At 41.8% G+C, this 13,141-nt stretch carries 10 protein-coding genes; 2 read left to right on the top strand and 8 right to left on the bottom strand.

What is annotated here, in order from left to right; genetic code table 11:
- Positions 1–387: 387 nt before the first annotated feature.
- The 3 genes from AC2D3N_RS00745 to AC2D3N_RS00735 all read right to left on the bottom strand — a co-directional run bounded on the left by AC2D3N_RS00745 (position 388) and on the right by AC2D3N_RS00735 (position 4,272).
- The gene (locus tag AC2D3N_RS00745; RefSeq protein WP_484692482.1) at positions 388–1,569 is read right to left on the bottom strand and encodes a class I SAM-dependent methyltransferase; all 1,182 of its coding nucleotides are present in this window, start codon (positions 1,567–1,569) and stop codon (positions 388–390) included.
- A gap of 94 nt (positions 1,570–1,663) precedes the next feature.
- On the bottom strand, positions 1,664–2,851 hold the full coding sequence (locus AC2D3N_RS00740) for an aspartate aminotransferase (RefSeq protein ID WP_079680359.1): 1,188 nt from the start codon (positions 2,849–2,851) through the stop codon (positions 1,664–1,666).
- Between the two features lie 266 nt (positions 2,852–3,117).
- Entirely contained in the window at positions 3,118–4,272 is a 1,155-nt protein-coding gene (locus tag AC2D3N_RS00735) for an iron-containing alcohol dehydrogenase family protein (RefSeq protein ID WP_079680360.1), read from the bottom strand.
- A 179-nt stretch (positions 4,273–4,451) separates the two neighbouring features.
- Between AC2D3N_RS00735 and AC2D3N_RS00730 the strand changes: the two genes are divergently transcribed.
- Positions 4,452–5,942: a multicopper oxidase family protein gene (locus AC2D3N_RS00730; RefSeq protein WP_484692481.1), complete on the top strand. Its 1,491-nt coding sequence runs from the start codon at positions 4,452–4,454 to the stop codon at positions 5,940–5,942.
- A 110-nt stretch (positions 5,943–6,052) separates the two neighbouring features.
- The gene (locus AC2D3N_RS00725; RefSeq protein ID WP_484692480.1) at positions 6,053–6,523 is read left to right on the top strand and encodes a DUF29 domain-containing protein; all 471 of its coding nucleotides are present in this window, start codon (positions 6,053–6,055) and stop codon (positions 6,521–6,523) included.
- Positions 6,524–6,600: 77 nt separating this feature from the next.
- Here AC2D3N_RS00725 and AC2D3N_RS00720 read toward each other — a convergent pair whose 3' ends face one another.
- From AC2D3N_RS00720 to AC2D3N_RS00700, 5 genes are all read right to left on the bottom strand, one after another.
- Complete coding sequence (locus tag AC2D3N_RS00720; protein ID WP_484692479.1) at positions 6,601–7,059, bottom strand: hypothetical protein; 459 nt, start codon at positions 7,057–7,059, stop codon at positions 6,601–6,603.
- Entirely contained in the window at positions 7,056–7,610 is a 555-nt protein-coding gene (locus AC2D3N_RS00715; protein WP_484692478.1) for a hypothetical protein, read from the bottom strand. Before AC2D3N_RS00715 ends, AC2D3N_RS00720 begins: the two co-directional genes overlap by 4 nt.
- Positions 7,611–7,768: 158 nt before the next feature.
- Complete coding sequence (gene ftsH, locus AC2D3N_RS00710; protein WP_484692477.1) at positions 7,769–9,622, bottom strand: ATP-dependent zinc metalloprotease FtsH; 1,854 nt, start codon at positions 9,620–9,622, stop codon at positions 7,769–7,771.
- A gap of 94 nt (positions 9,623–9,716) precedes the next feature.
- Positions 9,717–11,615, bottom strand: a complete 1,899-nt coding sequence (ftsH4, locus tag AC2D3N_RS00705) for an ATP-dependent zinc metalloprotease FtsH4 (RefSeq protein WP_484692476.1) — start codon at positions 11,613–11,615, stop codon at positions 9,717–9,719.
- A gap of 197 nt (positions 11,616–11,812) precedes the next feature.
- Positions 11,813–13,048 (bottom strand): RuBisCO small subunit-like domain-containing protein, encoded by a 1,236-nt coding sequence (locus tag AC2D3N_RS00700; RefSeq protein ID WP_079680365.1) that lies wholly within the window; start codon positions 13,046–13,048, stop codon positions 11,813–11,815.
- Positions 13,049–13,141 lie beyond the last annotated feature (93 nt).

The following is a 13,141-nucleotide window of genomic DNA, read 5'->3' as shown; positions in this document are numbered from 1 at the left end:
TTATAGCCTGGGGTAGAAACAAGGGGATTGAACTGTGCCGTTCTTTGTCTCTTTGTCCTACCCTGTTACCAATATTACCCAATATACTTGGGGGTTGTCTATAGATTTTAGTAAATATTGGTTATTTTTACCGAAGGTTTACAATAGGTCGATACAAATATAAAGGGATGATGAAATTAGCTAAAAAAACCTTTCTATCGGATGTGTGGACTTTATATCTACCTAAAATAAAAATGAATGTTTGGGGATCAAAGCTGTGAGTTTGATCACAAGATCCCGTATAAATATCTCCGTATATAGGTGGTAAATCATACTTGATCCTCTGCCATATCCGCAAAAAAACGCAGATCAGCATCAAGTTTTTGACCGTCGGAGCTTTTTTGAGCCTTAAATGGGAAAACTCAACCCTTGAAGGGGAATCTGTTGTTGAGAGGGGCTTAATTTAGATTGTAGAAGGACGCCAAAGTTGCCTAAACCCATCGGATCAATTAAAGAGTGTAAGCATTCTCGTCGTTGTAATACTTCTGAAATAGAATAGTCTGAAGGTTGGGATAGAGCGGCGATGCGATCGCCTAACCCTAAAGCCATTAAAAATAAAGCCTGTTGTGTAAACCCAACGGCATCAATTCCCCAGTCTTTCCCATAAAGTTGTAAGGCGGTAAAGTTAACATGGGCGGTGATATCCTGGCGACCAATATTCAGATAGGGATCGTTATGATGACGATGTTGATAATAACATTGTAGAGTTCCTTCTGTGCGACTGGGAAGATAATATCGTTGCGCAGTGTAACCATAATCAATGGTTAGAATAAAACCTTGATTTAGTTTAGTAGAGATGGTTTTCATCCAGTCTAGGGCGACTAAATTAACTTCTGTTCGATATCCTTCTGGATAAAAATTAGAGCATAAATTAATATCGATTAATTTAAAATAGTCTGTAATTTTTTCGGTAGAAAGTTCGGCAATAATTCCTTTAAATTTAACCTCTGAATCTAAGGTAATATAAATTTCTTGAAGTTGTTTGTTTTGGACAATAACTTGATGGACGGGAAAGGCATCGACTAATTCATTGGAGAAAAAACAACCGATAATATTATTATTGGGAATATCCTCCAGGTCACACCATTGAATTGATATTGCATCGGAGAGAGTTTTTTTAAGTTGGTGTTGTTGTTGCGCTTTGAGGAAGTTAGATTTCTCGATAATAATATAATTTAAACTTTTGAAAAATGCAGGATATTTTTTTTGTAAAAATAACAGAATATCGCTGGCTAATATTCCTTGTCCCGCACCCATTTCTACTAAAGTAAAGGCGTTAGGATAATCCAGAATTTCCCACATTTGGAAAAATTGTTCCGCTAACATTTCCCCAAAATCCGATCCTAAATAGGGAGAAGTCACGAAATCCCCTTCCGCGCCTAATTTGGGTTTATTGATGCTATAATATCCATATTCTGGGTGATATAAAACCCAGTTCATATAATCAGCAAAAGTAATTCTATTTTGAGGATTATCCTTGATTTTTTGAGCAATAAAATCCCATAAATTTAGATTGTTTTCATGATCCATATTCAATAATTATTTATAATATTAATACAGTCCCCGTTGTTGTGCTTGGGCACTTCTTGAAAGAGGGGCTAAAGCCCAACAACGGCAGAGGAGCTTAGGGTTGATACCGAATATTAGCATCTTTTAAGCGGTTTAAGGCTTCTCCCAAGCGATCGCAATCTGCAATTAAACTAATTCTAAAATAGCCTTCTCCCCCCATACCAAAGGCATTTCCTGGGGTAAAAACCACACCCGTTTGTTGTAAGACCGTCAGGGCAAAATCCGTGGAATTCATCCCCGGAGGACAGGGAACCCATAAATACATTGTAGCTAAGGTTTTAGGCACAGTCCAGCCCAATTCTGCTAACCCTTTAATCAGAAAATCTCGCCGGGTACAATAGCGTTCTTGAACTTCTTTCAGGTAAGAATCCGGCAAACTTAAAGCCGTTTCTGCGGCCGCCTGTAGAGCCGAAAATACTCCATAATCTAAATTAGTTTTTAAGGTTCTTAACCCCTGTAAAACCTTAGAATTGCCCACCGCAAATCCCACCCGCCAACCCGCCATATTATAGGTTTTAGACATAGTGTGGAATTCCACCCCAATTTCCTTTCCCCCAGGAATTTCTAATAAACTGGTCGGTTGATAACCGTCAAAGGCTAATTCGGCATAACATAAATCGTGAACCAGCAGAATTTGATATTTATGGGCAAAGGCAACAATTTCTTCAAAAAATTCTCGAGGGGCGGTTGCACCCGTGGGATTACTGGGATAATTAAAATAGAGAATTTTAGCTTGTTCAGCCACAGAATCAGGAATCGAACCTAAATCAATTAACCAGTTATTTTCCGGCTTCAAAATAATAGAGTGAACCTTCCCCCCGGCAATAATCGGCCCGCGAAAATGTACGGGATAGGAAGGACTCGGGACTAAGACTAAATCCCCCGGATTAATATAAGCTAAAGCCAAATGACCTAATCCTTCCTTTGACCCTAATAGGGGTAAGGCTTCGCCATTGGGGTCGAGGGAAACACCATAGCGACGGTGATACCAATTGGTAATTGCGAGTCTAAAATTAGCCGTCCCTTCAAAGGGTGGATAGCCATGATTTGCCGGATTTTGTAGGGCTTGAATTGCAGCTTCAACCACCGGTTGCGGGGTTGCCCCGTCGGGGTTTCCCATACCCAAATCAATGAGATCTAAGCCCTGTTGACGGGCTCGGGCTTTCAATTCATCTAAACGGGCAAAAACATAGGGAGGTAAGGCTTGTATCCGGTCAGCAGGGCTAATCCAATCTAATGTCATTGGTCGATAATGTGAGGTTAAAACTATAGGTTTTGTTACGGAAAAAAATCCCTTCTCAATTTAAGGTTGGGAAAATGAATCAAAATAATTCAATCTCTAGCCCTAATGGGTAGTTCTTTATTGTCCCCTGATCGGGTCTACTTTTTTCCTTCCCGTCTCAATTCTTAATTCTGATATCGCAGTTTGTCTAGGACTCAGGGTAGGGGTCTTTAGTATTTCCCCATTCCCTGTTCCCTGTTCCCTGTTCCCTCTTTCCTAATATAGAGTTAAGGAGTTGAATTCTTCAGCTTGACTTCAACTATTGGGGCTGTGGTTGATACCATAGCGGCCATTAACTGTTCGGGAACCACTTTAAAGGGTAAACGGTGAATATCAGAACGCTCATTACAGGCAACATCGGCGGCTTGTCGCAGTTGGGCTAAGGTGATTTCTCCCATCCCCAAATCATTCAGGGTTTGGGGTAAACCTAAATCGGTGTAAAACTTTAATAATTGTTGTCTAGCAGTGGCGGCGAGTTGGTTGCCCTGTACCATTTCCTCTAAACGCAGTTGTACTAAAATCCCAAAGGCGACTTTTTCCCCGTGTAAAGTCCCATGACTGGCTGCCACATGGGTTAAGCCATTATGAACCGCATGGGCGGCTACGGTGCGACATTGAGCGCCCCCAATACCGCCAATTACTCCGGCGAGTAATACCGTTGCATCAACAACTTCCCGCCAGGTTTCGCCCCCCGGTTCATGTAGGGCGGTTAGGGATTTTTGTAATAGAATATCTCGCAGGACTCGCGCCTGTTGTACCGCAGCGATCATGAAGGTTTGATCGGAATGTCCACTGCTAACGGAGGCTTCATACCATTTAGCGATCGCATCCCCAATACCCGCCACTAACATCCGTTTAGGAGCAGTCTGAATTAGGGTATAGTCCAAAATCAATAAATCGGGACAACGGGCTAAACTCACATCATATAAAAACGCCCCATCCTCGGAATAGACATTAGAGAGGGCTGTCCAAGCGGCGCAGGTTGCCCCAGAAGTAGGAATAGTGACGATAGGGAGATGGCATTGATGGGCGATCAGTTTAGCCGCATCTAGGGCTTTTCCGCCTCCCGTCCCAATAATAAAATCGGCTTTATGGTTACTAACGGCTTGACGTAGGGCGGTTAGGCTGGTTTCGCTACAGTCAGCGCCGTAGGAGACTTGAGAATATTGGAGTTGATGACGCTCTAAAATCGGTTGTAGGGCTTGAATAGTGAGGGGTAAGGAACGATCGCCCCCAATGATTAAGGGTCGTTGACCAAAGCCTGCGATCGCCTCTCCTGCTTGTGTTAAGGCGTTATTGCCGCGCAAAACTTGGGCTGGGGCAATATTTAAACTCACAACCGAAGTGGATATTAGATTCTGGGTTGAGGAAGTTTGAGGCATAGCAAGTTCAGTCAGTGGTGCTAAATCCTTTACTTTATCGCATTAATCCCAGATTTGACTAAATAGTTACCAATTTTGTAGACCGTTTTTGATTATAGATTCCTTCCCCACTCCAAATTTCATCTTGATTTCATTCTGCTAAGTTAAGCTGGAAACCAAGCAATTACCCTATATTAAATATGTATTTAATCAACCGTCGCCAGTTTCTCTTTCTTAGCACTGGCACAGCGATCGCCGCATTAACCCAGTGCAGCCACAATACCAATTCGGTGTCGTCCATTCAACCCGCTAATCTCACTGCGCTGACAACCAGCAGTAACGGACTATTAGAGACAGCATTAGAAGCACGTCCTGGTTTAATCAGACTGGGACAGCAACAGGGAAACCTATTGACTTACAACGGCCAAATTCCTGGCCCACGCCTAGAAGCCAAGCCTGGAGACACCGTAAAAATCCATTTTACCAATAAGCTCTACCAGGCCACAAATCTCCACTATCACGGTCTGCATATTCCCCAAACCGGAAATGCGGACAATATCTTTCTCAGCGTCCCTCCAGGCGAAACCCAAACCTACGAATTCACCTTACCGAAAAATCATCCATCTGGTACCTTTTACTACCATCCCCATCTGCATGAATTGGTAGCAGAGCAGGTGTTTGGTGGGTTGGGTGGCATCTTTGTCGTGCGCGGCGAATTGGATGATATTCCAGAAATTAGGGCGGCTAGGGAGGAATTTCTATTTTTGAAAGACTTTGCCCTGGATGCCAATGGACAAATTCCCGCCCCCGGTCACATGGACTTGATGCGTGGGCGCGAAGGAGCGATTCTGACTGTCAATGGTCAGGTGAACCCAACATTTACCATACCCTCTGGTGGACTGTTGCGATTTCGGATTGTGAATGCTTCCACTTCCCGGTTTTATCGTCTCAGTTTGGAAGATCATCCGTTTTACTTAATTGCGACCGATGGCGGCAGCATCGCCAAACCCGTGGAACTGCGCGAACTGTTGTTATCTCCGGGTGAACGGGCGGAAGTATTGGTTCAGGGCAAGCGTCCACCAGGACGGTATCGTTTACTCAGCCTGCCCTACGATCGCGGTGGCGGCATGGGAATGATGGGTGGTGGGATGATGGGTGGGATGGGGATGATGGGTAGTTCAGCGCCCATATCCAATCAGCCTGATCTGATTGCGACCTTGACCTATAAAGATGCGATCGCCACACCACTCCCCTTACCCGAAAAACTGATTCCGGTTGAAACATTGCCCCAACCTAGCAAAACTCGCCGCATTGAACTATCAATGTTGATGGGGATGGGAAATGGCATGGTAATGCAAATGGCTTTTCTATTCAATAATAAAACCTTTGACATGAATCGAGTTGATGCCACTGTCAAGTTAGGAACAATTGAAGATTGGGAGCTTGTGAATGTCGATCCCGATGGTATGGAACATTCTTTTCACCTACATACTAATCCCTTTCAAGTAATTAGTCGCAATGGTAAACCCGATCCTTATCAGGCATGGGAAGATACGCTACGAATTCGTGCCAATGAAACCGTTCAGATTCGGATTCCCTTCCGCGATTTTACTGGGAAAACTGTATATCACTGCCATGTTCTTGATCACGAAGATCTTGGCATGATGGGAATTGTGGCAGTTGAAGCCTAGTAATAAATGTCAGTTCGTTGATAGACTCCCTGTGTTATACGAAGATTAACACCGGGAGTCTATCAATAAATTTTAAGCTATTCTATAATCAGTAACAGGGAAAGAACAAAATGACAATCTTTCAACCCCGATCAGAAACTCCTCCTCTCTCTAGTTTGTATGAGCAAGATTTTTATTTATGGATAGAAAAAACGATTCAATTATTAAATGCAGAAAAACTTTTAGAACTGGATCGAGATAATTTAATTGCAGAATTAGAGAGTATGGGGAGGAGTGAGAAACGAGCGATCGAGAGTAATTTACGAGTTTTGTTAATGCACTTACTCAAATATCAATATCAACCTGAACGCCGTTCTAATAGTTGGCTATCTACGATTATAGAACATCGGATTAGAATTAGTAAAGAGTTGAAAGCTAGTCCCAGTTTAAAGGGATATTTTGAACAAATTTTTGATGAAACCTATCAAGATGCTAGAATATTAGCATCTGTTGAAACGGGTTTACCGTTAGATATTTTTCCGTTAACTTGTCTCTTGACTTCTGAACAGGTACTTGAGCGTGATTTTTGGCCTGAAAGTTAAGCGATCGCACGCTATAAATATTGAATTTATTTAATTTGGATATAGCCACCGATAGAACCGGATTTAGTATTAAGACCTCACAAAGCTTTTGCTGTTTCATGTACAGACTGAAGAAAATGAATGATCTCCTGCATAACTGAAGATGAGCGTAAAATCTCAATATCTTCTTGAGTTAATTGAGTAATTATCTGTGATCGATGAGCAATCTTTTCTGATTTAGAAAGCAATTGAAAAAATATAGTTTCCATATCAGGAACAGCAGCAATCACTTTAACAGGCGTGTTAATAGCTACGCTTTCAACGATTTCCTCAATATCTTTGAGGAGTTCTTGAACTAATTCTGGTACTACTGAATCTGCATCAACCACAATAACAACTGGTACTTGCCGACGCACAACCAGAGATCGCGCAAGTGACTTAACAGCAGATACTCCACCAGCAGAAACAACTTTCACATCATTGAGTAATTCTCCTGGCAGCACAGTTGTAAGTAATTGTTCATCAAAAAGCCCTTCACAAACAATGTAAGCAATCATGGAATATATCTCTCTCTAAAGTCGTAATCAGGCAGTCCCTCTTCTATATATGCGCGATATTTCAGGACTAATGGTTCACAGATTTTTTTATTATCTAAGGCATATTTTATTTCTTCTCCATTCCACAGCAGAATTGCCTGTGGTGACGAGAAGCATGATAAATTCCGAGCTGGATTTGTAAAGCCAGTTCGACTAAAAACTAATCCCACTATACCTGCGGGACGACGTAAAAGCTGATTGCGAAGTTTAGCAATCGGAGCCATATCAACGTTTGTTTGCTCTGCAAAGTCTTTGCTTTCAACTAAACAAGAAAGTCCAGAACAATACACGACACCATCAATTTGTTCAACTACTTCTCCAAAAAGTTTCACGCTGTAAGGCCATCTTACCTCTGCACCATCAAGTTGAAACGTTCGTAGAACCAGGTACTCAAAAGCTTTCCCTGGTTCCCATTCTGGGGTGTTACGATTATCGATGTCGTCCCATAGAGTTCTTAACCCATCCCATTGCAGCGATGTAATCATACTTTCGTATTTTGTTGCTGTTGCCAATTGTAATCCTCCAACTACACGATTTCAAGTTATCTACTTAACTCTAATCAGATTTCAAAACAGTAGGCAGAGCCTGAATCGAATCGCACTAACTATTAATTATATCGCAGTTGGGATATAATTAATAGTAATCCTATTTGATTTAATTTCTATATCAATTATCGAGATACAGGTTGAACCTGCTCTAACAATTGTTGTAATTCCTCCCCTTCGATCACTTCTGTTTCTAATACTTTTTGAGAAATTTCCGTTAATAAGTCTCGGTTATAATTCAAAATCGCTAAAGCTTTTTGATGAGCATTATTAACAATATCCTTGACTTCATCATCAATGGCTTCGGCGGTTTTTTCACTCATGGGACGGCGAAGATTAGCGTCTGAATTGCCTAAAAAATTATTCACTTTGGCTTTTTCATAGGCTAAGGGCCCCAAAGCTTTACTCATGCCATAATTGAGTACCATTCTTTCAGCTAATTCCGTTGCTCGTTGCAGGTCATCTGAAGCGCCATTAGTCACATTTCCAAAAACTAATTCTTCAGCAGACCGTCCGCCTAATAGCATGGCAATTTGTTCGCGAAATTCAATTTCATCCATTAAAAAACGGTCTTCCGTTGGCATTCTCAGGGTATATCCTAAAGCGGACATTCCCCGCGGCACAATCGAAATTTTAGTCACCTTTCCACCTCCGGGCATTAACGCTCCGACAATGGCATGACCGACTTCATGATAGGCGACAATTTTTTTCTCTTTTTCATTTAACACGCGACTGCGTTTTTCTAACCCGGCAACCACCCGTTCAATGGCTTCATAAAAGTCCTCTTGTTTAACTAATTTGCGTTGATTTCTAGCCGCTAATAGGGCAGCTTCATTAACTAAATTGGCTAATTCTGCCCCACCAAAACCCGGAGTTCTAGTCGCAACGGTGTGTAAATCAACATGATCTTCTAATTTAACTTTTTTAGCATAAATTTCTAATACCGCTTTACGTCCAGCCAGGTCGGGTCTATCCACTAAGACCTGTCTATCAAAGCGTCCGGGGCGTAATAAGGCCGCGTCTAAAGATTCCGGGCGGTTGGTGGCGGCTAATACAATTACCGTCGCATCTCCGACCCCAAACCCATCCATTTCAGTTAATAATTGATTCAGGGTTTGTTCTCGTTCATCGTTACTGCCACTTTGGAAACTTCCACTACTTCTGGACTTACCAATGGCATCTAATTCATCAATAAAAATAATACAGGGGGCTTTCTTTTTCGCCTGTTCAAATAAATCTCGCACCCGGGCGGCTCCGGTTCCGACAAATAATTCTATAAATTCTGAACCAGATATACTAAAAAAGGGAACTCCCGCTTCTCCAGCTACGGCTTTTCCTAATAGGGTTTTTCCGGTTCCTGGGGGGCCGACTAATAACACGCCTTTGGGAATTTTTGCCCCAATTTCGGTGAACCTTTCGGGACTTTTCAGGAAATCAACAATTTCGGCTAATTCGGTTTTGGCTTCATCAACTCCCGCCACATCTGCGAAGGTAATATTATCGGTTTCACCTTTAACAAAAACCTTGGCTTTACTTTTATTAATTGATAATGCTCCTTGGGGATCTCGTTTCATGAAATATTGAAACGCCACGACTAGAATTAAGGGCGGAATTACCCAATTTAAGAGCACATTCACCCAACTTTGTTTGGGAGGAGGAGAGGCTCCAAATTCAATGCCTTTAGCTTCTAAGCGTTTGGGAAGTTCTAAATCAAAAATTGGGGTTGTGGATAAAATTCTTTCCGGTTGTTCATTTTGTGCTTTAATTTGGTAAAGAATTTCGTTTTCTCCGACTAAAACTTTGGAGACTTTACCATCTTCAATTTGTTGGATAAAAAAACTATAGGGAACTTTAGGCAAACGAGGGCGAGTCAGTTGAGGAAACAACCAATTTCCGATTAATATGACTCCGGCTGAGATTAATATAATTTGGGTAATTTTTTGAGAACTAGGTAATTTAGGTCTTTTTTTAATACTCATAAAATTTGGCTGGTGGTTTGCTCTCGTTAACCTCGGCTCTGCCTCTGATGGTCATTCCCTGGTAGAACCAGGGAACCAGAGGGGGATAGATTAATTATGTGATCGCCGTGGCAACTTTAGCCTGATATTTAACTTGATTTAACAACTGTTGCAGATTTTCTCCTTCAATCACTTCTGTTTCTAATATTTGTTGGGCAATTTGCTCCATTAAATCCTTATTTTGGTTGAGAATATCTAGGGCAATTTCATGGGCATTTTCCACCAATTGTTTCACCTCATCATCAATGGCTTTTGCGGTTTCATCACTGACATAACGGCGAGGATTCATCATCATATTATCGCCCAGAAATGTATTTTGTTGACCCTTTTCATAGGCCAATGGCCCCAATACTTTACTCATCCCATAACTGGTGACCATGCGTTCAGCTAAATCCGTTGCCCGTTGTAGGTCATTTGTTGCCCCGGTGGTAATACTTCCAAACACCACTTCTTCCGCCGAACGTCCCCCTAATAAGGTGGCAATTTCGCCTTTAATTTCTTCTTCACTGAGTAGGAAACGGTCTTCGGTGGGCAGTTGTAAAGTATATCCTAATGCTGCCATTCCTCGTGGCACAATCGAGATTTTGGCAACTTTATTTTGACCGGAAACTACTGACCCAACAATGGCATGACCGACTTCATGATAGGCGACAATTTTTTTCTCTTTTTCGTTGAGAACTCGGGATTTTTTTTCTAACCCGGCAATGACCCGTTCAATGGCTTCGGCAAAGTCGGCTTGACTGACGGTTTCCCGTTTATTTCTCGCCGCTAATAAAGCCGCTTCATTAACTAAATTGGCTAAATCTGCGCCCGCAAAACCAGGGGTACGAGTGGCGATCGCTTTTAACTCCACATCGGGCCCGATTTTAACTTTTTTAGCATAGATTTCTAGGATCATTAAACGACCGGATAAATCGGGACGATCCACTAAAACTTGGCGATCAAATCGACCGGGACGCAGTAACGCCGGGTCTAAGGTTTCCGGTCGGTTAGTAGCAGCTAAAACGATCACCGTGGCTTGTCCGGCGGCAAACCCATCCATCTCGGTTAATAACTGGTTTAGGGTTTGTTCTCGTTCATCATTTCCCCCGTACATTCCGCCACTGGAACGGGATTTTCCAATGGCATCTAATTCGTCAATAAAGATAATACAAGGGGCTTTCTTTTTGGCTTGTTCAAATAAATCTCGCACCCGCGCCGCCCCGGCACCGACGAACAATTCTACGAATTCCGAACCAGAAATGCTAAAGAATGGAACCCCTGCTTCTCCGGCTACGGCTTTAGCTAATAGGGTTTTTCCTGTTCCTGGAGGGCCGACTAATAACACCCCTTTAGGAATTCGAGCTCCGATTTGTAAAAATCGTTGGGGAGTCTTTAAGAATTCCACCACTTCTTCTAATTCGGTTTTGGCTTCTTCTACCCCGGCTACATCTTGAAAGCTGACTTTAGTTGCTTCATTCTCGACATAAACCTTGGCTTTACTCTTACTAATAGAAAGTGCCCCCTGTGGCCCTCCTAATCCTCCGCCTCGACTTTGCATAAATTGTCCGACGGCGACCCAAATTCCCACAAAAATTAAGGGGGGAATCACCCAACCAAGTAAACTAGAAAACCAAGTATTTTTAGGCGGTGCGGCGGCGGCAAATTCGACACCTTTGGCTTCTAAACGTTTGGGTAAATCCATATCAAAAATTGGAGTAGTTGATAGAATTTGTCCGGCTTCTTCCTGTTCTCCTTTGACTAAATAGCGGATTTGATCTTGGCTAAGATAAACTTGGGACACTTGTCCGTCTTCGACTTGTTTAATGAATAAACTATAGGGAACCTGGGGAATTTGTGGCCCGAATAATCCAGGTAAGGTGAGGTTAGCAATTAAAAAGATAATTCCTAACCAAAATAAAATACTTCCGATGGGAAGATTACGGGGAAATTTAGGTTTGTCTTTTACACTCATTGTATTTGGTTAAAGGTTGACTGCTAAGGGGTAATTACGAATTACGAATTGGTAATAAGTAATGGGTAATGAACTTTTAGTGATTTTATCAAAGTCTGAAATTGTTAGAATTTATTTGGGATTCCTATATTATATAACAATTTCAAATTGGTTGTATAACACAAAACCCTTGACTTTTGGCTACAAACCTTCTCTGATTAGGGTTTCTGAATGATTATTTCGATGACTCGCCGCTTGGCAATGGGATCAATTCCTAATAAACGAATATAATCCTGGGGATGTTCGGTTAAACAGGCTTCAATTCCTTGAATAATAGTGGCTTTTGATTCATTACTGTTTAACCCACAACTATTCCATGACCCGGTTTTGAATCGACGTTGATCAGCAGATTCTAGGCTAACCCGATAGCCACTAGATAAAATATAATCGATTTTTTCTAGCACTTCAAGGGGTAATTTACTACTCTGGGTATTCGGTTCAACTGGACTCCGAAAACTCACGGGATTTTCAGAATTTACCGGGATTGTGGAGGCTCCAAATTGACTATTAAATGTCCGAAATTGATTATATTCTTCTACTAATCGCATATCTTGAATGCGTTTTTGTTCCCCGACCATCAATTTACCCATTTCAATTAAATGGGATAATTTAAAATTGGGGTTCTGGAATTCGGGGGGTTTTTCCGTGCTATTAACAATCCGCTTAGAAATGCTTTCTACTCCCAATTTATGAATAAAGTCACGAATTTGTTCATCATAAATTCGCGATCGCACGGCACTAAAAAAGTCCAGGGATTGTTCGGGAAAAGTATCTACTAATTCCGTAATATCCTGTTGGGATAGTTCACCCGTGGGGAAAATCCCGCGTAACACGCCAATGCGTTCTTCTCTTGTCGGTTCCCAATAAAATTTTTCCATCCTTCCATCCCGAATTAAAGGCGCATATAGGGTGGAAAAATCATTGCCTGTAACGATAATTGGAATCCGATTTAAGGGCGTTGCATCATAACTTCCGGGTAATTGTACATTGGTCGGATTATCCGCTATGTTCATTAATGTAGCATTGACTAATTGAGTATTAACGGTATATTGAGTTCCCGAATCAAACCGTCCCGCACCCGCATCCAAATCATTAATAAATAAGGCGCACATTTGCCCCCGAACCTTCACTTGTTCCGAGGCTTCCCGATACCTTAATCTAATTAATCTTGCCGGATCTCCGGCATCGGGACTTTCTAATTCTCCACCGGAGATCATCACGGGTTCAAAACCCATTTTCTCAAAAACTAATTCACACTGAAAGGTTTTTCCCTCTCCCTTGCGTCCATGAATTCCTAAGATTAAAGGAACTCGTACCCCAGGTAATTGTAAGAAATTTTTAGTGATATGAACTGCTAATTTATCGAGAAAACGAGGCGAAACATAATAGGACATATTGAATCAGTCATCAGTCATCAGTTATCAGTTATCAGTGTAAGAGTTATCAGTTGTCAGTGCAAGAGTTAATTTATTACTGGAAAAATAAAT

The organism is Planktothrix sp. PLAVEN19ND, from assembly GCF_057220675.1.
The sequence above is the reverse complement of the archived record's forward strand: the minus strand, read 5'-3'. Positions and strand labels throughout refer to the sequence as shown.